The organism is uncultured Roseobacter sp. (assembly GCF_947488185.1).
In the GTDB taxonomy this organism is placed as follows: Bacteria; Pseudomonadota; Alphaproteobacteria; order Rhodobacterales; family Rhodobacteraceae; genus Roseobacter.
In genome coordinates, this window is record NZ_CANKYM010000003.1 from 799,885 (window position 1) to 821,369 (window position 21,485).

General features: G+C 60.3%; 18 protein-coding genes and 1 tRNA gene. 12 read left to right on the forward strand and 7 right to left on the reverse strand.

Annotated elements, in window-relative coordinates; translation table 11 throughout:
- Window positions 1-2: 2 nt before the first annotated feature.
- Together Q1A52_RS15090 and fabI are read right to left on the reverse strand one after the other, a co-directional pair.
- Window positions 3-614 carry a LysE family transporter gene (locus tag Q1A52_RS15090; RefSeq protein ID WP_300017016.1) on the reverse strand — a complete coding sequence of 204 codons (612 nt, stop codon included), beginning with the start codon at window positions 612-614 and terminating at the stop codon, window positions 3-5.
- Window positions 611-1,417 carry an enoyl-ACP reductase FabI gene (gene fabI / locus Q1A52_RS15095; RefSeq protein ID WP_299783024.1) on the reverse strand — a complete coding sequence of 269 codons (807 nt, stop codon included), beginning with the start codon at window positions 1,415-1,417 and terminating at the stop codon, window positions 611-613. The genes Q1A52_RS15090 and fabI overlap by 4 nt, the downstream gene beginning before the upstream one ends.
- A 144-nt stretch (window positions 1,418-1,561) precedes the next feature.
- On the opposite strand from fabI, the gene pdxH reads away from it, so the two are divergent.
- The 4 genes from pdxH (at window position 1,562) to Q1A52_RS15115 (ending at window position 3,559) form a co-directional block, all read left to right on the forward strand.
- Window positions 1,562-2,167: a pyridoxamine 5'-phosphate oxidase gene (gene pdxH, locus Q1A52_RS15100; RefSeq protein WP_300017019.1), complete on the forward strand. Its 606-nt coding sequence runs from the start codon at window positions 1,562-1,564 to the stop codon at window positions 2,165-2,167.
- A gap of 279 nt (window positions 2,168-2,446) precedes the next feature.
- Entirely contained in the window at window positions 2,447-2,983 is a 537-nt protein-coding gene (locus tag Q1A52_RS15105; protein ID WP_299783026.1) for a cold-shock protein, read from the forward strand.
- Window positions 2,980-3,441 (forward strand): DUF192 domain-containing protein, encoded by a 462-nt coding sequence (locus tag Q1A52_RS15110; protein WP_300017022.1) that lies wholly within the window; start codon window positions 2,980-2,982, stop codon window positions 3,439-3,441. Before Q1A52_RS15105 ends, Q1A52_RS15110 begins: the two co-directional genes overlap by 4 nt.
- Window positions 3,442-3,482: 41 nt before the next feature.
- Window positions 3,483-3,559 (forward strand) — tRNA-Pro (locus Q1A52_RS15115).
- A gap of 251 nt (window positions 3,560-3,810) precedes the next feature.
- Here the strand turns inward: Q1A52_RS15115 and Q1A52_RS15120 are convergent.
- On the reverse strand, window positions 3,811-4,335 hold the full coding sequence (locus Q1A52_RS15120; RefSeq protein ID WP_300017025.1) for a hypothetical protein: 525 nt from the start codon (window positions 4,333-4,335) through the stop codon (window positions 3,811-3,813).
- A 764-nt stretch (window positions 4,336-5,099) separates the two neighbouring features.
- Between Q1A52_RS15120 and Q1A52_RS15125 the strand changes: the two genes are divergently transcribed.
- On the forward strand, window positions 5,100-8,753 hold the full coding sequence (locus tag Q1A52_RS15125; RefSeq protein ID WP_300017028.1) for a vitamin B12-dependent ribonucleotide reductase: 3,654 nt from the start codon (window positions 5,100-5,102) through the stop codon (window positions 8,751-8,753).
- Between the two features lie 805 nt (window positions 8,754-9,558).
- The gene (locus tag Q1A52_RS15130; protein WP_300017032.1) at window positions 9,559-10,260 is read left to right on the forward strand and encodes a VPLPA-CTERM sorting domain-containing protein; all 702 of its coding nucleotides are present in this window, start codon (window positions 9,559-9,561) and stop codon (window positions 10,258-10,260) included.
- Between the two features lie 77 nt (window positions 10,261-10,337).
- Here Q1A52_RS15130 and Q1A52_RS15135 read toward each other — a convergent pair whose 3' ends face one another.
- The gene (locus tag Q1A52_RS15135; RefSeq protein WP_300017035.1) at window positions 10,338-10,841 is read right to left on the reverse strand and encodes an RNA polymerase sigma factor; all 504 of its coding nucleotides are present in this window, start codon (window positions 10,839-10,841) and stop codon (window positions 10,338-10,340) included.
- A 263-nt stretch (window positions 10,842-11,104) separates the two neighbouring features.
- Between Q1A52_RS15135 and Q1A52_RS15140 the strand changes: the two genes are divergently transcribed.
- Window positions 11,105-11,341 carry a hypothetical protein gene (locus tag Q1A52_RS15140; protein WP_195820442.1) on the forward strand — a complete coding sequence of 79 codons (237 nt, stop codon included), beginning with the start codon at window positions 11,105-11,107 and terminating at the stop codon, window positions 11,339-11,341.
- A 100-nt stretch (window positions 11,342-11,441) separates the two neighbouring features.
- Here the strand turns inward: Q1A52_RS15140 and Q1A52_RS15145 are convergent, their stop codons facing one another.
- Window positions 11,442-12,980, reverse strand: coding sequence for a trimethylamine methyltransferase family protein (locus Q1A52_RS15145; RefSeq protein ID WP_300017038.1), 1,539 nt, complete (start codon window positions 12,978-12,980; stop codon window positions 11,442-11,444).
- 404 nt (window positions 12,981-13,384) lie between these two features.
- On the opposite strand from Q1A52_RS15145, the gene Q1A52_RS15150 reads away from it, so the two are divergent.
- Entirely contained in the window at window positions 13,385-13,990 is a 606-nt protein-coding gene (locus Q1A52_RS15150) for an outer membrane beta-barrel protein (RefSeq protein WP_300017041.1), read from the forward strand.
- A gap of 54 nt (window positions 13,991-14,044) precedes the next feature.
- Here the strand turns inward: Q1A52_RS15150 and Q1A52_RS15155 are convergent, their stop codons facing one another.
- Entirely contained in the window at window positions 14,045-15,217 is a 1,173-nt protein-coding gene (locus Q1A52_RS15155) for a pyridoxal phosphate-dependent aminotransferase (protein WP_300017044.1), read from the reverse strand.
- Window positions 15,218-15,437: 220 nt separating this feature from the next.
- Between Q1A52_RS15155 and cysS the strand changes: the two genes are divergently transcribed.
- The 4 genes from cysS (at window position 15,438) to Q1A52_RS15175 (ending at window position 20,175) form a co-directional block, all read left to right on the forward strand.
- Entirely contained in the window at window positions 15,438-16,850 is a 1,413-nt protein-coding gene (gene cysS / locus Q1A52_RS15160; protein WP_300017047.1) for a cysteine--tRNA ligase, read from the forward strand.
- Between the two features lie 217 nt (window positions 16,851-17,067).
- Window positions 17,068-18,687 carry a citramalate synthase gene (gene cimA, locus Q1A52_RS15165; protein WP_300017050.1) on the forward strand — a complete coding sequence of 540 codons (1,620 nt, stop codon included), beginning with the start codon at window positions 17,068-17,070 and terminating at the stop codon, window positions 18,685-18,687.
- Window positions 18,684-19,415 carry a trans-aconitate 2-methyltransferase gene (locus Q1A52_RS15170; RefSeq protein WP_300017053.1) on the forward strand — a complete coding sequence of 244 codons (732 nt, stop codon included), beginning with the start codon at window positions 18,684-18,686 and terminating at the stop codon, window positions 19,413-19,415. The genes cimA and Q1A52_RS15170 overlap by 4 nt, the downstream gene beginning before the upstream one ends.
- Window positions 19,405-20,175, forward strand: a complete 771-nt coding sequence (locus Q1A52_RS15175) for a squalene/phytoene synthase family protein (protein ID WP_300017056.1) — start codon at window positions 19,405-19,407, stop codon at window positions 20,173-20,175. The genes Q1A52_RS15170 and Q1A52_RS15175 overlap by 11 nt, the downstream gene beginning before the upstream one ends.
- A 57-nt stretch (window positions 20,176-20,232) precedes the next feature.
- Here Q1A52_RS15175 and Q1A52_RS15180 read toward each other — a convergent pair whose 3' ends face one another.
- Window positions 20,233-21,456, reverse strand: a complete 1,224-nt coding sequence (locus Q1A52_RS15180) for an MFS transporter (protein ID WP_300017059.1) — start codon at window positions 21,454-21,456, stop codon at window positions 20,233-20,235.
- Window positions 21,457-21,485 lie beyond the last annotated feature (29 nt).

Sequence of the window (21,485 nt, forward strand, 5' to 3'; positions counted from 1 at the left end):
TGCTACCCCGCTGCGATGCGGGCTCCGAAGAGGCCGAGTACGACGCCGAAACAGCGTTCGACACGTGCCTTGATGCTTGCGTAGACCCGTTGCGGTCCGCTGCGGGAAAAGACAATGGCCAAGCAGGCGTACCAGCCTGTCTCGACCACGAAGATCACCGCGAGGATCATGGCCCCGTCCAGCCAGGTCATGCCCGGCGGGATGATGCCGGTGAAGACGGCTGCGAAATAGGCGAGCGCCTTGGGATTTGCCAGATTGGTCAAGAGGCCGAGCCAAAGGGCCCCGAGTGCGCTGCGCGGGGGCAGGGCACCCGGCTCGGGCATCGGTTCCGCTGCATGGCGCCAGAGAGAGATGCCAATCCAGACCAGGAATAGCCCGCCGATGATGCGCAGGCCCGTCTGCACCCAGGGCATCAGCTCAAACACCAGCGACAGCCCGGCGAGCGCCGCCACGGCCCACACAAGCACGGCACATGTCAGCCCGAGGTTCAGCAGCAAGGCGGGGCGCAGCCCCTCGCTCGCGGCGGTCCGAATGGTGAGCACCGCCGCTGGACCGGGGCTCACCGCGAGCATGAGTTGCAAGAGCGCCAGACCTGCGAGGGCGGTGAGGGTCATTCCTTGGCCATGTCCGGTGCATCCACCGCCTTCATGCCAACCACGTGATAGCCCGCGTCCACATGCAGGTTCTCACCGGTGGTGCCGGACCCCAGATCCGACAGCAGGAAGAGCGCGGCCTTCCCGACATCCTCGGTGGTCACATTGCGGCGCAGGGGCGAGTTGTATTCGTTCCACTTCATAATGTAGCGGAAATCGCCAATGCCGCTGGCGGCCAGCGTCTTGATCGGCCCGGCAGAAATGGCGTTCACGCGGATACCGTCCTTGCCCAGATCTTCGGCCAGATATTGCACCGAGGCCTCAAGTGCGGCCTTGGCGACACCCATCACATTATAATGCGGCATGACTTTTTCTGCCCCGTAGTAGGTGAGCGTCAGGCAGGACCCGCCGTCGGTCATCATCTTCTCGGCGCGCTGCACCACGGCGGTGAAGGAATAGACCGAGATGTCCATGGAGAGGGCGAAATTGCTGCGGCTGGTATCGACATAGCGCCCGCGCAACTCGTTCTTGTCAGAAAATCCGATGGCATGCACGATGAAATCCAGCTTGCCCCACCGGTCCTTGAGCGCGTCAAAGAGCGCATCGATCGACGCCTCGTCGCCCACGTCGCAGGGCAGGACGATGTCGCTGCCCAGTTGCGCGGCCAGTGGATCGACGCGTTTTTTCAGCGCGTCCCCCTGATAGGAGAATGCCAGCTCTGCGCCCGCATCGGCGCAGGCCTTCGCGATCCCCCAGGCGATGGATTTGTCGTTGGCCAGGCCCATGATGAGCCCGCGCTTGCCCGCCAGAAGATCGTTTCCCATAAAGGTCCCTCGATTGTCATGTGGTGTTTTTGTCCTTTCCGTCCTTTAGGCGATTGCGGCAGGTCCATCAAGGTAGGTCGACGCACCCCCTTGACCTTTGCGCTCGTTCCGCCACTTGCTGCGGGAAAGATATGTGAGGATGCAATGGACAGCAGAAGCGGAAAATTCGCGGGCGACAACCCGTTTGATCTGGCACAGAGCTGGCTGGAAGAAGCCGGGAAAACCGAACCCAATGACCCCAACGCGATGGCGCTAAGTACGGTGGACAAAGACGGCCTGCCAAATGTGCGCATGGTCTTGCTGAAGGCGATCGAGCCAGACGCCTTTGTCTTTTACACCAACTACGAAAGTGCCAAGGCAGGCGAGCTTGACAGCGCGGGCAAGGCGGCTTTCGTGATGCACTGGAAAAGCCTGCGCCGTCAGCTGCGGGTGCGCGGGGTTGTGGAGCGGGGCGACGCGGAAGAGGCGGATGCCTATTTCGCCACGCGGTCACTCAAGAGCAGGCTGGGGGCATGGGCCTCCAGACAATCCCGCCCATTGTCCAGCCGTGCCGCGCTGATGGCCGAGGTGGCAAAAGTCACCGCAACCAAGGGCACAAACCCGCCACGCCCGCCGTTCTGGGGTGGGTTTCGGATCAAGCCGCTGGAGATCGAATTCTGGGCGGATGGAGAGTTTCGCCTGCACGACCGGTTTGTCTGGCGCCGTGCGTCTTTCGACGATAGCTGGTCGATCACGCGTCTCAATCCCTGACTGGTCGGAAAAAGCGCCAGTCTCAGTAATTCACTGTTTGTCAGCGCACATAATTGTGTGCATAGATCAGGGGTGTTTTGATTTTTCAGTCGTTTATGGGGCGGAATTCAACTGTGACTAGAATGACTTGGAAAATCACGGATGCGCGATGCTTGTGCGAAGGTCTTTTGCGATGTACGCGGAGAAATTCGTCTGAACTTTTTTGTTTCAACTTGAAAGAAGAAAGTTAATTCGCGCAAGACTATGTTAGAAGACCTTACGACGACTGAAAGAAGACGAGTGAGCGAGACCGAAGAAATATCTTCCCCGGTGACGGGGCTTGTTAAATGGTTTGATCCGGTAAAAGGGTTCGGCTTCGTTGTTTCTGACGCGGGTGGTCCGGATATTCTGTTGCACGTTAACGTTTTGCGGAACTTCGGGCAAAGCTCTGTTGCCGATGGCGCACGGGTGGAGCTGGAAGTACAGCGCACGGAACGTGGTGTTCAGGCGACACAGGTCCTGGCTCTTTTACCACCGCAAGCAGGCGAGTCGGTGGGGCTCTCCGATATCGCAGCACTGGATCCATCCATTGTGGCCGCCGCCCCCCTGGAGCCTGCGCGCGTCAAATGGTTCGACAAGGGCAAGGGGTTTGGCTTTGCAAATGTCTTCGGACGTCGTGAAGATATTTTCCTGCATATGGAAGTGTTGCGCCGGTCCGGTCTGTCCGACCTTGCCCCGGGCGAAGCGCTGGCGCTGCGCGTGATCGAGGGCAAGCGTGGCCACATGGCAGCCGAAGTCTTTGCCTGGGAAGCGGCGCTGGACACCTCCGAGGCATGATCTTGCGCGCCGCGCTGCTGACGTGCGCCTTGGCGCAGGCGGGCGTGGCCGAGACATGCCGCACCGATACCGTTTATCTGAAAGGCGATTGGGGTGACGCGCGGTTTTCCGTCGAAGTCGCCGATGATGACCGGGAGCGGGCACAGGGGTTGATGCACCGGGAACATCTACCGGGATCGGCGGGCATGCTTTTTGTCTATGATCATCCGCAGACCCTGTCGTTCTGGATGCGAAATACGCTCATTCCTTTGGATCTCATCTTCATCGACCAGACCGGGACGGTGCAAAACATTCATCATTCCGCGCAGCCTCTGGATGAGACTCCGATTCCCGGTGGCTCCGGCCTCACCCACGTGCTGGAGATAAACGGCGGGCTGGCGAAAGCGATGGGGATTACCGTCGGCACCGTGCTGCGGCACCCAACATTTTTGGCTACAGACGCCCGTTGGCCCTGTTAGGGGTTTTCAAACCCGCACGCCCCGTCTAAAGAGTGCTTCGTCGGAGCGTGGCGCAGCCTGGTAGCGCACCTGTTTTGGGTACAGGGGGTCGGAGGTTCGAATCCTCTCGCTCCGACCATTGAAACCTTTTTCTAAGATGCTGCGCGAGTTGTGCAACGGGAAAGAAAAGGTACCTCTCCAAACACCTTGTAGTTTCGACGCGGTGCAAGCATGGCCGGGTCCGCGCCTTCAAGGTCGATGTAGAGTGTATACCCGCAAGCTGTTTCCTCGCTCGGCCCCAGTTTCCACGATCCATTGGAAGAGTGCATCAGTCACCTTTTTAGGTGTCAGACCAGCGCGCCCAGTGCAAGATCGCCCGCGACGCCGCGATCAGACATCCAGCAGCGCCCTTGCTTTGCGCAGTCTCACGGCGACGGCCCCTGTTGGGGCGGGGTCCGCTGCCGCGGCCAGCAGAGCCTGCGCGTCCGATTGGTACCGGGGATGCTGAACGGCAAGTTGCGCAGCGGCATAGAGTGACCATGCGCGGATCAGTTTCTGTGTTGATGTGGCCTCTTGCGTGACAAAGCTCAGCACCGTATCGGCCACCGTTTGGGGGATCGGCAGGCGATCGACGCATTGAAGGATGTGCAACCGGGCAGCCCAATGGGTGAATTTTGGCAACATCGCGTAAACTGTGGCGCACATCTCTGGCAAGAGCACCGCTCCACCAATCTCGCATTGGTGTTTGATCAGCCATGTCGCGGCACTTTCAGTATCTGGTGCCTGGCAGGCTGCCACAAGCGCTGGGGTGAAGTCGGGTTCGGTGTGGTGCTGTTGATAAATCGCGCGGAGTGCTGTGGCGGATGCGCCATCCCAGTCACGCAGTGCGGCTGTGAGCATATCTTGGGGACACATCGATTATCCTCCTGAGCTACGGATCATCTCTCGTCTTTACAGGGTCTGCAAATCAGAATCACGCCGAGATCGAACCGTCTGACCAGGATTACAGTCAGAAAATTGAGAGACCTTGCGCGTACTACATATAGTTTATTTTTTCGATCACTTCTTCAGGCTTCGCTATATATGGGGAGGCTCGATTTGCAAAACGACCGCGCCGCGACACAAAAATGTAACACTTCGTGAGTAGGTAGAACGGCTGGTCAAACTTCTTGCGCTGGTCGCAGTAATTGAAACGTTAACGCGGGTCGTCTGTGGACAGTTTGAAGTCATGCATCAGTCCGGGCGACTAAGTCAGCCAATTTATTTGGAAAATAGAGTACAACAACAAGAAGCTCCAAAACCCTCCGGCTGGGGATATTAACCGGCTGTTAAGATGTTGAATCGCGCAGGTGACCGGGCAGACCAAAACATGGCTTCCGTCAAGTGAGGAAAGATCAAAAAAAACTAAAAATATCGTTGACCCGATAGGGCAAGATACGTCAGTTTGTGGAGGCCGACGATAACGCCACAACATGTAGTGGTTTAACGCTCAGGGGCGGATCGACGGGACAGGGGCTGACAGACGACACTTTTATCGATCTGATCCAAGGCCGGAGCGCTGAAACGGGCCGCTCCGGACAAGGAAAATGTGTCTTTGGCCGATGGCACGGGGCTGGAGCAACGCGGCAATGACGGCGTTGGTCTGTAGATGGAATAGCTGGAAATGAGGCAGCGAAAAAATGAAAATCGAACGTAAATTCACCAAGGCCGGACAAGACGCATACGCGGAGCTTGATTTCGTCACGACTGCATCGGAAATCCGCAACCCGGACGGCACAGTTGTGTTTCGTCTCGACGAGGTCGAAGTGCCCGGTTCCTGGAGCCAGGTGGCCAGCGACGTCATTGCACAGAAGTATTTCCGCAAGGCGGGCGTCCCCTCGAAAACCCGTCGGGTGAAAGAAAAGGGCGTGCCTGAATTCTTGTGGCGGTCGGTGCCCGCAGAGGGCGCGGAGATGGGCGGTGAAACCTCCTCCAAACAGGTCTTCGACCGTTTGGCAGGCGCTTGGGCCTACTGGGGCTGGAAGGGGGGCTACTTCACCTCCGAGAGCGACGCCAAATCCTACTTTGACGAAATGCGCCACATGTTGGCCTCACAGCGCGCGGCCCCCAACAGCCCGCAGTGGTTCAACACCGGCCTGCACTGGGCTTACGGCATCGACGGTCCGGCCCAGGGTCACCACTATGTCGATTACAAGTCCGGCAAACTGACCAAATCCAAATCTTCCTATGAGCACCCACAACCGCATGCCTGCTTCATCCAGTCTGTCTCAGACGACCTCGTAAACGACGGCGGCATCATGGACCTGTGGGTGCGGGAAGCGCGTCTGTTCAAATACGGCTCCGGCACCGGCACCAACTTCTCCAGCCTGCGGGCTGCGGGGGAGAGCCTGTCCGGCGGGGGCCGGTCTTCCGGGCTGATGGGCTTCCTGAAAATCGGTGACCGTGCGGCGGGGGCCATCAAATCGGGTGGCACCACGCGCCGGGCCGCCAAGATGGTGATCGTCGACGCGGATCACCCGGACATCCAGGATTTCATCAACTGGAAAGTCATCGAAGAGCAGAAAGTTGCGAGCATCGTCGCTGGTTCCAAGATGCACGAGCAGAAGCTCAACGGTCTCTTCGAGGCGATCAAGACATGGGACGGGGCGGAAGCCGATGCCTATGACCCCGCCAAGAATGACGCGCTGAAAACAGCGATCCGCGCGGCGAAAAAGGTTTCGATCCCGGAGACTTACGTCAAGCGCGTGCTGGATTATGCCAAGCAGGGTCACACTTCCATCGAGTTCCCGACATACGACACCGACTGGGATAGCGAGGCGTACAATTCCGTCTCCGGCCAGAACTCGAACAATTCGATCCGCGTCACCAACGCCTTCCTGACGGCCGTCGAGAAAGACGCCGATTGGGAACTGATCAACCGCGTCGATGGCAAGGTCACCAAGACCGTGAAAGCCCGCGAACTCTGGGAGCAGATCGGCCACGCCGCCTGGGCCTGCGCCGACCCTGGCATCCAGTACCACGACACGGTGAACGACTGGCACACCTGCCCCGAAGATGGCGCGATCCGTGGATCCAACCCGTGCTCGGAGTACATGTTCCTCGACGATACCGCGTGCAATCTCGCGTCGATGAACCTCCTGACCTTCCTGAAGGACGGCGAGTTCCAGGTTGAGGATTACATGCACGCCACGCGTCTCTGGACCGTGACGCTGGAAATCTCCGTGATGATGGCGCAGTTCCCGTCGAAGGAGATCGCGCAGCGGTCTTACGACTTCCGCACGTTGGGTCTGGGCTATGCGAACATCGGCGGTCTGCTGATGAACATGGGATATTCCTATGACAGCGACGAGGGCCGCAGCCTCTGCGGGGCGCTGACCGCGATCATGACCGGGGTGAGCTATGCGACCTCCGCCGAAATGGCGGGCGAGCTGGGCGCCTTCCCGGGCTATGCCAAGAACGCGCAGCACATGCTGCGGGTCATCCGCAACCACCGCAACGCGGCGAACGGCAAGGTCGGCGGCTATGAAGACCTCTCCGTCATGCCGGTCCCGCTCGACTACAAGAACTGCCCCGATGATCGGCTGATCGACGTGGCGCGCGGTGCCTGGGATCAGGCGCTGGAGCTGGGCGAAAAGCACGGCTACCGTAACGCGCAGGTTTCGGTGATCGCACCCACCGGCACCATTGGTCTGGTCATGGACTGCGACACCACGGGGATCGAACCGGATTTCGCGCTGGTGAAGTTCAAGAAGCTGGCCGGTGGCGGTTACTTCAAGATCATCAACCAATCGGTGCCCGCCGCGCTTGAAAAACTCGGCTACGGCTCGGCGCAGATTGAAGAGATCGTTTCCTACGCGGTCGGTCACGGCACCATCGGCAACGCGCCGGGCATCAACCACACCTCGCTCGCGGGCCACGGCTTTGGCGCCAATGAGTTGGCGAAAGTGGATGCCGCGCTGGCCTCGGCCTTCGACATTCGCTTTGTCTTCAACCAGTGGACGCTCGGCGAAGAGTTCTGCACGCAAGTGCTTGGCATCCCTGCCGAAAAACTGAACGATCCGACCTTTGATCTGCTGAAGCACCTGGGCTTCTCGAAAGCGGACATCGACGCGGCCAACGATCACGTCTGCGGGACGATGACGCTGGAAGGTGCGCCCTTCCTCAAGGATGAGCATCTGTCGATCTTCGATTGCGCCAACCCCTGCGGCAAGAAGGGCAAGCGGTTCCTCTCCGTGAACAGCCACATCACCATGATGGCGGCGGCGCAGAGCTTCATCTCGGGCGCGATCTCCAAGACGATCAATATGCCGAATGACGCGACCATTGAGGACTGCCAGAAAGCCTATGAGCTCAGCTGGTCGCTGGGGGTGAAAGCCAACGCGCTCTACCGCGATGGCTCGAAACTCTCGCAACCGCTGGCGGCAGCCTTGGTCGAGGATGACGACGACGCGCAGGAGGTGCTGGAAAGCGGCTCGCAGCAGGAAAAGGCGGTCGTGCTGGCCGAAAAGATCGTCGAAAAAGTTGTGGTCAAGGAAATCGTCAAATCGCACCGCGAGAAGATGCCTCAGCGCCGCAAGGGTTATACCCAAAAGGCCATCGTTGGCGGGCACAAGGTCTACCTGCGCACCGGCGAGTATGAAGACGGCAACCTGGGCGAAATCTTCATCGACATGCACAAGGAGGGTGCGGGCTTCCGGGCGATGATGAACAACTTCGCCATCGCGGTCTCGGTGGGCCTGCAGTACGGCGTGCCGCTCGAGGAGTTCGTCGACGCCTTCACCTTCACCAAATTCGAGCCCGCCGGCATGGTGCAGGGCAATGAGACCATCAAGAATGCGACCTCGATCCTCGACTATGTGTTCCGTGAGCTGGCGGTCAGCTACCTCGACCGCACCGATCTGGCGCATGTCCAGCCCGAGGGCCACACCTTTGACGACCTCGGTCGCGGGGAAGAGGAAGGCGTGAGCAACGTCTCGGAACTCTCTGAAACGGCGGCAACAAAGTCTCTGGAAGTGCTGAAACAAATCAGCTCCACCGGGTATCTGCGCAAGCGACTGCCGCAAGAACTGGTGGTGCTGCAGGGCGGCCAGCAGGGCTTTGCGGAGGAAGCGGTTGCTTTCGACGGTCTTGCCCCAGTCTCCGAGGGCAGCGTTGCGGTGGCCATGGCCACAACGGCGGTCACCAGCGGATCGGTCAGCATGGACGCCCGTACCAAGGCCAAGATGCAGGGCTACGAGGGTGAAGCCTGCGGTGAATGCGGCAACTACACTCTGGTGCGCAACGGGACTTGTATGAAATGCAACACCTGCGGCGGCACGTCCGGGTGTAGCTGAGGAGATTGAGAGTTGGGGACCAGCGCTGCAACGCTGATCCCCGCTCGCCCCAAGCCTAAACAGCGTGGGCAAAGGGCAAAGCTGTTCGGTCCAAAAGGCCGATGAAAGGAGCAAATACACGGAACGCAACGGTGATCAACGACGCGCTGCTAACTCACAGGAAATACATGGTTTATCCACCAGCTGCCTGTGGAAAAGAGGAGTGACCATCATGTCACGACGCAAGAATTCGGAGGTTACGAGTGCTAAAGCTGCATCTGCTGCATCTAAAGTACTCCGCAATCCGAAATCCTCAAAAGCTGCTAAGACAGCAGCCGCGTCGGCGCTGACACAGCGTCCGAACCGGAAGAAATAGCATTCTTCCAAGAAAACGCGTCCCTGGGGGACGTGTAGGGGTGGCGGTTTTGCCCACGGGCAGTCCGCACCCCGACGAATACCGGCAGGGCAGGGTGGGACCTTGGCCTTCCAGTTACCCAGCGGAGCAGGACTTCGCAGGTTTTCGAAAGGAAACCCGCTCAGTCCTGCTCCGTGAGACATCCTTGGATGTCTCACGGGACACGGGGCGGGTGCGCTCGCCCCCGACGACGTTCAGGCCGCAGGCAGAAAAATACCGAGCGGTTAACATATTGAGCCTGAACGGCGAAACTGAACGGAGGGCTTCGGCTCTCCGTTTTTTCTTTTTGCCGACAGGTTTTCGATCTGACCGTTGCACGCTGCGGTGGCCCGGCGCACGCGCACCAACCCGCGGGTTGGCTTTCCGTCATCTACATTGGAACTTTCCCGCCGAGGTTGTGCTTCCACAACCGTGTCAGAGAAATTATTTAGGAAAATCATTGCTCTCATGCTGTTTTCCAACGCGCATAACTTGACAATTTGCCCACCAGTGAGCAAGATTTCGCCATATTTAGGAAGGTGGGTTAAGATGACTTTTTTCAAGACGAGCGCCCTTTTGGTGGGCCTCATATTAAGCATGCCAATGGCGGCCTCCGCGGCAACCCTGATTGGCGATACTTTCAACTATCAGGTTGGCCTTGCATCAAATCCGAATCTCCAGAACGGCTCGGCAGTTGCCGGGGCGGGTGTGGATTTTTCCGCTGATTTCGTCAGTGATCGTTTCATTGATGTGGATGTGTCTGAAGACACAATTACGTTCCAGTGGCGCGAGGCGGGCCTCATCGGCGCGAATTTCGAGGACTTCGAGGTGGCGGGCTGGTTCATCTCTTTGACGGGGCTGGACTTTGGCAACGGTATTGCCAGCGTCGGCGTTGTGGAGGACGCTGGAACGTCAAGATTTCCGTTTGGCGGGAATGTTGTCGTAGCTCCAACACAAAATTCGATCCTGCTTGGACTTAACCGTATCTGGGATGGCAACTCCTCTGTCACGGTCTCATTGACCGAGGTAGAGATCTCGCCAGAGGTCGTTCCTCTGCCGGCGTCGGCACCGCTGTTGCTGGCGGGCTTCGGGGGTATCATGATGTTGCGGCGCAAGCGCAAAGCAGCAGCCTGACTTGTCGCGACCACTGGCTGTTCTGAGAAATCTTGGCGGGGCGTCCCTTTCTTGGGGTGCCCCGTGTTTTTTGTGACCTAGTAAAGATCGGAGACCGGGGCTTTCTGGGCAATCCCCATCTCTGCGCGCAGTTTGGAGCGCGCACGGGCTAGGCGTGACATTACCGTGCCCAGGGGCAATCCGGTGCGTTGCGCCAGGGCGGTCGGGCTGGTTTCGCCGGCCGCGATCATGTTGATCAGCAAGGCCTGCGTCTCAGGCAGTTTTTCCACCGCAGCGGCGAGATCGGCACAGGCCATGCGCGCAGGCGCTGTCGGCGGGACCGCGGCACTTTCCTCCTCCAGCGGATCGGTTGGCTTGTCAGATCGCCAGCGCTGTCGGGCGAGATTGCGCAGGATGGTCATGGCATAGCGGTCGAGATCGTCGACCTCTGCGCCCTTGCGCAGGGCTGCCCAGAGTTTCAGTGCGGTTTCCTGCGCCAGGTCGTCAGCGTCACTCTGGCTGTCGCTGAGGCGCCGGGCGCGCCCGGCAAGGCGGGGCAATAGGGCGTCCAGATCGGAAGGCATGTCGTGTGTCGAGTACATGTCGGGCTCCTTTTGATTGGGACCAACACCAGCATCGCAGGTCTGTTCCGGGGTGCCAGACGGGGGCTTTTTGCCGATCGCGGTTTTTGGGCCTTTTTCGGCGAGCCGCCGCCACCTGCCCATGCCTCAATCGGCGGGGAATGGCGCGATCCGCCTGTGCCGCACCGCAGCAGGGACGAAACAGCCGTTTTGCGCATCTACCCCACTGAGGCGCCGAGTTGTGCCTTGGACACTTATGTTCAAACCTAAATGGGAGTACCCAAATGAAACTGATCACCAAAACCACAGTTGCAACCATCGCTCTTCTGTCGGCCTCTGCGGCCTTCGCACAGCTGGCGGCGGATGCGAATGGCGATGGCGTTCTGACAATCGATGAGGTTCAGGCAGTATATCCTGACATCACCGCAGAGTCCTTCAGCACGATGGATCTCAATGCGGACGGCGCGCTGGACGAAGCCGAAGTGCAATCCGCGCAAGAAGCTGGCCTGATGCCAGCCTAACCAGCCAACAGGCCTGAGATGGACGCCTTTCGATTCTGATGGCAGGCGCTCAGGTCGAGATGCCCGGTTTCTCCCCCAAGAGCCGGGCATCTCCTTTTTCTTACGCGGGCAAGTGGATTTTGAACCGCGCCCGTATCTGCGCATCCAAGGCCGGATCAAACCGTGCTGAGGCCCGTTGCCCCAATATGTCGTCTTTGCGCGCGGTGGCCTTTTCAATCAAATCGGGTTTTCCCAGTTCAACCCATTCCTTTGGCGACGTACGATCCCCGAAGGTCGGGTAGACGTGGTCCTGTTGCATGCGTCCCAGTGTTTGCTCCGTCCCGAGATAGTGCCCCGGCCCGCCCAGACAGACCTCTCGGATCTGATCGACCGCAAGGGTTTCATCATTGACCTCAATCCCGCGCACGCAGCGCAACGCCTGACCAATCAGGTCATCGCCCAAAATCAGCGATTCATGGCAAAAGCCCAGCAATGAGGCATGCATACCCGCCGCCTCATACACCATGTTGAGCCCCGCAAGCCCGGCCATCACGTTGGAGCACATCTGCTCCCATCCGGCCTGCATATCGGGCAGCTTTGCATCGGCAATCCCTGCGGCAGCCCCGCCGGGCAGACCGTAGTACTTGTGCATCTGGGCGCAGCCTGCGGTCAAAAGTGCCTGTTCGCCGGACCCGCCGGTCATCGCACCCGTGCGCAGGTCGAGCCCGAAGGGCCAGGTGCCGAACACCGCCGGGTGGCCCGGTTTCACTGCGTTCACATAGACCAGCCCGGCGAGGCATTCTGCAACGGCCTGCACAATGGCACCCGCTACCGTCGAGGGCGCCGTGGCCCCGGCCATGCCGGCAGAGAGCAGCAGCACCGGCATGCCCGCCCGGATACACTCCTCCATGACCTCGCAGGATTCGGTGGCAAACTTCATGGGAGGCACAACAAAGCAATTGGTATTGCTGACGAAAGGTCGTGCACGCCAGGCCTCTTCGCCGCCCGCGATCATATGCAGTAGCTCGATGCCGTGTTTCACGAAACCGGGATCGGTGAAGGAGATGCCGATGTGTTTCGTGGTGCCCGCGCAGCAGGCGTAGATGGAATTCAGATCCATTTCGAGGTTGTCGGTGATGTCGCGGCAGACCATTGGGCGCTGCAGGAAGTGGATATTGTCGAGCTGGTCGGCAATCCGCGCGGCGTCATGCAGGTCCTGCACACCGCATTCGCGGTAGCTGCTGCCATCGACCTCGACCAGATGCACAGCGGCACCTGCCGTGCCGTAGTGCACGCGGTGACCGGACAGCTCCAGATCATGCGCCGGGTCCCGGCCCATCAGGGTGACGGACCGGTTGGCGCGCGCAATCGTGTCCTCCACCAGTGCGCGGGGAAAGCGGAGGCGACCGTCGTTGCCAAGGATGGCCCCTGCGCCGGTCAGATAAGCGATGCCGGACGGTGGCGCATCGGCGAGGCCGATCTCTTCCAGCGCATTGAGGGCTGCGCCATGGATCTTGTCCATATCGGTGGCGGTAAGGGGTTTGTACTTACCGCCGGACATGCCGGGACGGATCGGGCGCAGGTGAGAGGCGAGGGGGGCAGCACGGGCAGCACGGCGCGCCGAGCGTCCGCCGCTGCGTGTTTGGGTTCTTTGTGTCATGTGGTCGTCCTGAAAAGAAAAAGAGGGTCGGCTTTGGCTTACGCCGCAGCTGGTCGCCCGCGCGCCGCACGGCCCCGCTCCGCACCGATGGTGCGTACCACGATGTTGATCTTGCTCAGATCATCCTGCATCGGGATTTCCTCTCCTCGGCCTAACCTGCGTTGCTGCTGCAGAACCGGTCAAGCCTGTTTGCGACCCGACGTCGTTTTTCGACTTTTTAAGAGCGACAGATGAACGCAGCAAATATCTGCCGATCTTGCCCGTCGAAATCAGGCGATTTGGGCCCGTTTCCGCCGCCTCACGTTTCATTGATCGTCTGTGCATTGAACCAAACTGCAGCATCCACAGTTATGCCCAAGAGGATGCCGTAAAAGGCGTTCGCAACCCATAATAAGGACATGACAATGAAAAAGATTTTGAGTGCAGCAGCCGCGGTGACCGCGACAGCCCTGATGACCGTGCCCGCATTTGCCGGAGCACTGGATGAACCCGTCGTAACGCCCGTACCCACCGCGCCACCGCCTGCACCTGTCTATACAGGAGGTGACTGGACCGGTTTCTACGCCGGTGCGCAAATCGGCAATCTGGACGTGGACGGTGAAAACGGTTTGGCCGGCGTTGGTGGCGATGACACCACTTACGGTTTGCACGCCGGTTACAACTATGACTTCGGCACCTGGGTTGTGGGTGGTGAACTCGACTATGACGATGCCAGCGTAGATCTGACACCCGGCGGTGCCTCCGTCGATTCCGTCTGGCGTGCCAAGCTGCGCGGTGGTTATGACTTCGGGCGTACGCTGGTCTATGCGACTGCCGGTTTTGCCGATCTGGACACATCCGTCGGCAGCGATACCGGCGAGTTCTATGGCGTTGGCGTTTCGTACAAAGCCACCGAACAATTCATCGTGTCAGGTGAATACCTGATGCATGACTTCAGCGACATCGGTGGTGCCGCTGGCGTGGATGCAGAGGCGGACACTTTCACAGTGCGCGCATCCTGGCAATTCTGATCTGAGTTTCCTCCCCAGGAAGGGCCCGGTCGTCGCAAGACGCCGGGCCCATTTTCATGCGGCGCGTTTTTCCGCGTGGGTGCAGAGCTTGCTCAGGGCCTGCTCGAACGCTCTGTCTTCGATGGTCATGGCCACGCGGATATGACCGGCAGCCGAGGTGCCAAAGCTTTCACCCGGCATGACGGCGATATGGTGTGTCTCCAGCAAGTCGTAAGCAAAGGCCTCACCGGTCATGCCAGTCGCGCGGATGTCCAGCATCAGATACATCGCCCCCTGCGCTGGTACGAGCCCGACGGTGTTTTGGCGGGCGATCACTTGCTTGGCCAAGGCTCTGCGCCGCTGGAAGGGTGCGGCGATCTCCGCCTCGAAGGCGGCTCCCTGTTTCAGCGCGAAATCACTGGCATCCTGAATGAATCCCGGCACCCCATAGGTGGTGTGGGTGGCCAGCGTAATCAGGTTTGCAATCACCGCCTCCGGCCCCACGATCCAGCCGCAGCGCGAGCCTGTCATGGCATGCGATTTGGACATGGAGCCCACCACCAGCGTGCGTTCTGCCATGCCCGGCAGGGCGCGGGGGGACAGGTGGCGTCCTTCCCAGACCTGGGTGTCATAGACTTCGTCCGAGATCAGCCACAGATCATCGGACTGGCATGTCTCGGCGATCATGGAGAGGGTCGCGTCGGAATAAACCACGCCGGTTGGGTTGTTCGGCGTGTTGATGAGCAAGGAGGCGGCGTTCCGCGACTGCGCGCGCAGGTCCTCCGCGCGCGGCTGAAACGCCTCCGCCGCGTGGGTTTTGATCGCTTGGGGGATGGCCCCCACACCGCGGAGTGTACCTGGGTAGGTGGCGTAGTAGGGATCAATGTAGAGCGCGGTATCCCCGGGATCGCAGGCCGCCATATGCGCGGCAAAGAGCGCGGCTTGCCCACCGGGTGTGATCACGACATTGTTTCGGTTGGTGGGGACGCCCGTGCGCGCCTGCACCCGCGCGGCCACCGTGTCACGCAGGGTGTCCGTTCCCGGCACCGCTGCGTAGCCAGTGTGACCCGACATCGCGGCGGCATGCATCTTTTGCAGGATCGGTGCGGCGGTGCGGATGTCGTGTTCGCCAATCGTCAGTTCCGTGACGGCAATGCCATCGGCAATCATGCGGCGCGCTTTCAGGAACACGTCCCAGCCGTCTGATCCGCCCCCGGTGAGGCCCGTTATTCGCGTGGATTGATGCATGGCTGCCTCCGTCAGTCTCTTGCGCAGGGGCGCAGAGGTGGCACGATTCGTCAATCGGCCTTGACCGGCGCCTCCGCGTCGGGCTAGGGATGGGGCATGACCAGAACCACGCTCATTTGCTGTATTATTTGCTGAACTCCCCCAGCGGGCGGTTTTAGGTCTTTTTCAACCTGTCACAAGATTGCTAAGCCCGCGTCACACCCGCGCAAGGACGCCTGTCATGACGACATTGAAACTCTACAACACAAGAAAAAGGCAGAAAGAGGCGTTCACCCCTCTCGATGCGCAGAATGTGCGCATGTATGTCTGCGGTCCAACCGTCTATGACCGCGCGCATCTTGGTAATGCGCGGCCTGTGATCGTCTTTGATGTGCTCTTTCGGCTTCTGCGCCACGTGTATGGCGCGGATCACGTGACCTATGCGCGCAATTTCACGGATGTGGAGGACAAGATCAACGCCCGCGCGTCAGAGACCGGGCGCGCCATCGGCGATCTCACCAACGAGACGATTCAGTGGTATCTTGAGGATATGTCCGCCGTTGGTGCGCTGGAGCCCACCGCCATGCCGCGTGCCACGCAGTACATTGATCAGATGATCGCGATGATCGCGGATCTCATCGCCAAGGGTCATGCCTATGAGGCGCAGGGCCATGTGCTCTTCGCCGTGGAGAGCTACAAGGAATATGGTGCGCTTTCCGGTCGGTCCGTTGATGACATGATCGCGGGTGCCCGGGTCGAGGTGGCACCCTACAAGCGCAACCCGATGGATTTCGTGTTGTGGAAACCCTCTTCGGAGGATCTGCCGGGTTGGGACAGCCCTTGGGGTCGGGGCCGTCCGGGTTGGCATATCGAATGCTCCGCCATGGCGCGTGATTTGCTGGGAGAGCGTTTCGACATCCACGGAGGTGGAATCGATCTGCAGTTCCCGCACCATGAAAACGAGATCGCCCAATCCCGCTGCGCGGGCCATGGGTTTGCGAACGTCTGGATGCACAATGAGATGCTTCAGGTCGAGGGCAAGAAGATGTCGAAGTCGCTGGGCAATTTCTTCACCGTGCGCGATTTGCTGGACCAGGGCGTGCCGGGCGAGGTGATCCGTTTCGTGATGCTGTCGACGCACTACCGCAAGCCGATGGACTGGACGGAGAAGAAGCGGGAGGAAGCAGAGAAAACGTTGCGCAAGTGGCGTGGTCTCGTCACGGGCATCGAGCCCGCGTCGAGCCCCGCGCCCGAGGTGATTACAGCGCTCAGTGACGACCTGAATGTGCCGGGCGCAATGGCAGAATTGCACCGTTTTGCGGCAGAAGGCGAAGCGGGACAACTTGCAGCTTCAGCTGCAGTATTGGGTTTGCTGGGTAACAATTTGTCTAACTGGCCAGCTGTCAGTGAAGTCAGCGATGAGATTCGTGACACAATAGGAGAAATTGTCTCGATTTGGTCCGACAAGCGTGAGAACGAACTTTGGGATGAAGCAGATGAAATTCGTAGCTGGCTGCTGAGTAAGGGCATTCGTTTGACCTCCCAGAAAGGTCGTGCAAGCGAGTGGCGTCATGAGAATCCGGAAACGAACAGCGATGACGAACGAGACCTAAGAGCGAATGACTTGCGCAGATTCAAAGAGAGCCTGAAATGACTGCGTCGCTCCGCGCCAAAGACAGCGCCCGAGTCTGGGGGGGCGTGAAGCGCCCTCCCGTGGGGAGGGTCGGGCGCTGCTCGGGTTTGCAGCCCGAACCGTTCTCTCCGCTGTCCACACACTCCGCCAACCATTCAGCCAAAGGTGGCCTGAAGCCCACCTTACCTGCCAGCCCACAGGTAGGGTGGGCCTTGGGCCACCTTCGCGAAAGACTACTATGACCGAGCGCCTGTATCTTTACGACACCACCCTGCGCGACGGTCAGCAGACACAGGGCGTGCAGTTCTCAACCGAGGAGAAGCGCGCCATTGCCGAAGCTCTGGATGCGCTGGGCGTCGACTATATCGAAGGCGGCTGGCCTGGGGCGAACCCCACCGACAGCGCGTTTTTTGACTCAGCACCCAAAACCCACGCCCGCATGACTGCCTTTGGCATGACCAAACGCGCCGGGATGTCGGCAGAAAATGACGACGTGCTGGCTGCCGTTTTGAATGCAGGAACCGAAGCCGTGTGCCTGGTCGGCAAGACACATGATTTTCACGTCAGCGCTGCCTTGGGCATTTCCAATGCGGAAAACACCGACAACATTGCCCGCTCCATCGCGCACTTGAAGTCCACCGATCGGGAGGCACTCTTTGACGCCGAACACTTCTTTGACGGCTACCGCGCCAATCCCGCCTATGCGCTGGAGGCTGTGAAGGCTGCTTATGACGCGGGCGCGCGCTGGGTCGTACTTTGCGACACCAACGGGGGGACCCTGCCGGAGGAGGTGGGGCGGATCACATCAGAGGTCATCGCCGCCGGTATTCCCGGTGACCACCTTGGCATCCACACTCACAATGACACGGAAAACGCGGTTGCCTGCACATTGGCTGCTGTCGATGCAGGTGCGCGACAGATCCAGGGCACACTCAACGGGCTCGGCGAGCGTTGTGGTAATGCAAATCTGACGGCGCTGATCCCGATCCTCCTTCTGAAAGAACCCTACGCCAGCCGCTTCGAGATCGGGGTGACGCGCGAGGCCCTAACCGGGCTGACCCGCGTCAGCCGCATGCTCGATGAAATCCTCAACCGCGTGCCCTTCCGGCAAGCCGCCTTCGTCGGCTCTTCGGCCTTTGCACATAAGGCGGGGCTGCATGCCAGCGCTATCCTTAAAGATCCCACCACCTATGAGCACATCGACCCCGCTGATGTGGGCAATGCCCGCATCATCCCGATGTCGAACCAAGCAGGGCAGTCGAATCTGCGGGAACGGCTCAGCGGCGCAGGGCTGACGGTCGAAAAAGGCGACCCGGCGCTCGGGTTGATCCTCGACCGGATCAAGGCGCGTGAGGCGGAAGGGTATTCCTACGATACTGCTCAGGCCAGTTTCGAGCTGCTGGCGCGTGACGCATTGGGACAGATGCCAGCGTTTTTCGAGGTCAAACGCTATCGCGTCACCGTGGAGCGGCGTAAAAACAAATACGACAAGATGATCAGCCTTTCCGAGGCGGTGGTCGTTGTGAAAGTCAATGGCGAGAAGAAACTTTCGGTCTCCGAATCCATGGACGAAAGCGGCTCCGACCGTGGACCCGTGAACGCGCTCGCCAAGGCGCTGGCGAAGGATCTCGGGCCGTATCAGAACATCATCGACGACATGCGCCTCGTCGACTTCAAGGTGCGCATCACTCAAGGGGGGACCGAGGCGGTCACCCGCGTGATCATCGACAGCGAAGACGGGCAGGGGCGGCGCTGGTCCACTGTGGGTGTGTCCCCGAACATAGTCGATGCTTCCTTCGAGGCGTTGCTCGACGCGATCCGCTGGAAAATCCTGCGGGACACGAGAGGATCGTCATGAGCGACGCCTATTGGGATGCCTTCTTTACGTTGCACCGCGATCTGCCGCGCGAAGGGCCCGGTGAGCCTGCAGATATCATCTGGGCGGCGGGTGTCGCGGGGACCCCAAGCTCTGCCCGCATCTGTGACGCGGCCTGTGGGCCAGGCGCGGATATTGCGGCGCTGCGAACGGTCGCCCTGGACGGGCAGGTGACCGCACTCGACAAATACCCCGATTTCACGGAGCAGGCGCGGGCGCTGCATGGCGATGATCCGGCGGTGACCATCATCACCGGCGACATGGGCCAGATGACCGGCCCCTTCGATCTGATCTGGTGTGCAGGTGCGCTCTACTTTCTTGGCATCACCGCGGGGCTGAAGACGTGGCGCGCTGCACTGGCGCCGGGCGGCGTCGTTGCCTTTTCCGAACCTTGCTGGTTCACCGATGCCCGGCCCCGAAAAGCCGTCGACCTCTGGGCGGACGAATATCCTGCAATGACCGATGTTGCCGGGATCGACGCGCAGGTGCAGGCTGCGGGATACACCACATTGGGCACCCGCAAGCTCTCCGCCGCGGCATGGGAAAACTACTACGGTTCCATGGACAAGCGGATCGCCGCACTCTCACCTGGCGACACACCGGAAATGCAGCAGGTACTTGCAGAGGCGCGCCGGGAGGCGGATGTCTGGCGGGCGTATCCGGAAAGCTTTGGCTACCTGCTGAGCGTGGTGCGTCCGAATGGGGTTTGACGCCGACCTGAACGCCTGCGCGGCACTGGTCCAACAGGGTGACGCCGACCGTTTTTCGGCCACCATGGCAAGCCCGGTCTCGGCGCGCCGCATCCTCTTTCCGCTCTACGCCTTCAACATCGAAGTGTCGCGTGCGCCCTGGGTGACGCAGGAGCCGATGATCGCCGAGATGCGCCTGCAATGGTGGCGGGATGCGCTGGAGGAGATCGCCGAAAGCCGCCCCGTGCGACGGCACGAGGTGGTCACGCCGCTGGCGGGTTTTCTGACGCCGGATCAGGCCCGCGCGCTGGACGGGCTGATCGCTGCCCGCCGCTGGGATATCGGCGCGGCCCCCTTCGAGGACGAAGCGGAGATGTGGCGCTATCTTGACGCCACGACAGGCACGCTCCTCTGGACCGCTGCGCAAGCCTTGGGTGCAGAAGCCGCCGAGGAAACCGCGTTCCGCAAAACCGCGCGCGCCGTGGCGCTGGCCAACTGGTTTCAGGCGTTGCCGGAGCTTGAAGCACGGGGCAAACGCCCGATGTACGATGGGCGGCCCGAAACCTTGGCAGTCTTGGCCAAAGCTGCGTTGGCTGACCTCAAAACGCAATCCATCCTCGGTAGCGCCTCACGTCTGGTTCTGCTCTCCGGTTGGCGTGCCCGTCACATTCTGAAAACCACCGCGCGCCAGCCCGGGCGCGTCGCCCGCGGCGCCCTCGTCACCCCGGCGCTGCAACGTAGTCTCACGCTGATCTGCGCCCGTCTGACCAAGCGTATCTGAATTCTTCTGACCTCAAATATCCCGGGTGAGGCGCAAACAGCGCCGAGGGCAGAGCCCTCAAACCACCTGTGGTTTGGGCCGCATCACCAGCCAGATCAACGCGATTCCGGCGAGCACCAGGAAAGGGATCATGGCGAGGTTCACGGCGGCCCAACCCTCTTCGGCCGACCCGCCGGAGCAATTCATCAACCCGCCCGAGGCAAGCGAGGCCAGTGTAACCCCGCCAAAGACCAGCAGATCGTTCACTCCCTGCATGCGTCCGCGCTCATGCGGTTCATGTGCGCCCGCCAGCATGGTAGTGGCGCCGATGAAGCCAAAGTTCCAGCCCAGCCCGAGCAGGATGAGGGCGATAAAGAAATGCGCGAGCGCCACGCCGGACAGCGCCACGGCCCCGGCGGCACCGAGGATCAGCAGGCCAAGCCCCATGATCCGCTCTACCCCGAACCTGACGATCAGATGGCCGGTAAAAAATGACGGCGCGAACATCGCCAAAACATGGCCGGTAACGACGTTGGAGGCATCCGCCACCGCGAACCCACAGCCCACAACGGCCAGCGGCGTGGAGGTCATCACAAGGTTCATCAGCGCGTAGGACACCATCGCGCAGATCACGGCAACCGCGATGCGCGGTGTCTTCAATAATTCCATGACCGACCGTCCCCGCGGTGCCTCCGCCGAAGGTTTCGGCGGTTTGGGGATGTCGAGAAAGGCAAAGAGCAGCATGCCCAGCACGTTCAGCGCCATCGCCGCCATATAGACCGGGAAGAACCGCATGACCGTGGCATCGGGGTTTGCACTGGTCAGATAGCCAACCAGCTGCGGCCCGATGATGGCCGACAGCAGCCCGCCTGCCATGACATAGGAAATTGCCTTGGGGCGAAAGCTGTCCGAGGCTGTATCAGCCGCGGCAAATCGGAAAAAACCCTGAGAAGACATATAGATACCGGTCAGATAACTGCCGACCAGAAAGATCCAGAAGTTGTCCAGCGTCAGCGCATAGGCGCAAATGGCCGCACCGATCAACCCGCCAACGGCGCCGACGAGAAAGCCAGCGCGCCGCCCAAAACGCTGCATCAGGCCCGAGAGCCAGGGCGCGGTGGTCATCGACCCGAAGACGATCATCGAAATGGGTAATGTCGCAAGACAGGCGTTGACCGCCATCTGTTGTCCCGCCAATCCGCCAATCACAAAAATCATCGTGATCTGGCTGCCCAGAAACGCCTGCGCCATGACCAGAACCATCACATTGCGCTTGGCGCGACTATCATCTGTTGCGTGCATGCGCCTTGGGTAATCTGCTTGCCGGGTCG

Bases quoted from the DNA above. Each gene is read 5' to 3' on its own strand.
- Q1A52_RS15090 (WP_300017016.1), bottom strand. From the start codon at position 614: ATGACCCTCACCGCCCTCGCAGGTCTGGCGCTCTTGCAACTCATGCTC.
- fabI (WP_299783024.1), bottom strand. From the start codon at position 1,417: ATGGGAAACGATCTTCTGGCGGGCAAGCGCGGGCTCATCATGGGCCTG.
- pdxH (WP_300017019.1), top strand. From the start codon at position 1,562: ATGGACAGCAGAAGCGGAAAATTCGCGGGCGACAACCCGTTTGATCTG.
- Q1A52_RS15110 (WP_300017022.1), top strand. From the start codon at position 2,980: ATGATCTTGCGCGCCGCGCTGCTGACGTGCGCCTTGGCGCAGGCGGGC.
- Q1A52_RS15120 (WP_300017025.1), bottom strand. From the start codon at position 4,335: ATGTGTCCCCAAGATATGCTCACAGCCGCACTGCGTGACTGGGATGGC.
- Q1A52_RS15125 (WP_300017028.1), top strand. From the start codon at position 5,100: ATGAAAATCGAACGTAAATTCACCAAGGCCGGACAAGACGCATACGCG.
- Q1A52_RS15135 (WP_300017035.1), bottom strand. From the start codon at position 10,841: ATGTACTCGACACACGACATGCCTTCCGATCTGGACGCCCTATTGCCC.
- Q1A52_RS15140 (WP_195820442.1), top strand. From the start codon at position 11,105: ATGAAACTGATCACCAAAACCACAGTTGCAACCATCGCTCTTCTGTCG.
- Q1A52_RS15145 (WP_300017038.1), bottom strand. From the start codon at position 12,980: ATGACACAAAGAACCCAAACACGCAGCGGCGGACGCTCGGCGCGCCGT.
- Q1A52_RS15150 (WP_300017041.1), top strand. From the start codon at position 13,385: ATGAAAAAGATTTTGAGTGCAGCAGCCGCGGTGACCGCGACAGCCCTG.
- Q1A52_RS15155 (WP_300017044.1), bottom strand. From the start codon at position 15,217: ATGCATCAATCCACGCGAATAACGGGCCTCACCGGGGGCGGATCAGAC.
- cysS (WP_300017047.1), top strand. From the start codon at position 15,438: ATGACGACATTGAAACTCTACAACACAAGAAAAAGGCAGAAAGAGGCG.
- cimA (WP_300017050.1), top strand. From the start codon at position 17,068: ATGACCGAGCGCCTGTATCTTTACGACACCACCCTGCGCGACGGTCAG.
- Q1A52_RS15170 (WP_300017053.1), top strand. From the start codon at position 18,684: ATGAGCGACGCCTATTGGGATGCCTTCTTTACGTTGCACCGCGATCTG.
- Q1A52_RS15175 (WP_300017056.1), top strand. From the start codon at position 19,405: ATGGGGTTTGACGCCGACCTGAACGCCTGCGCGGCACTGGTCCAACAG.
- Q1A52_RS15180 (WP_300017059.1), bottom strand. From the start codon at position 21,456: ATGCACGCAACAGATGATAGTCGCGCCAAGCGCAATGTGATGGTTCTG.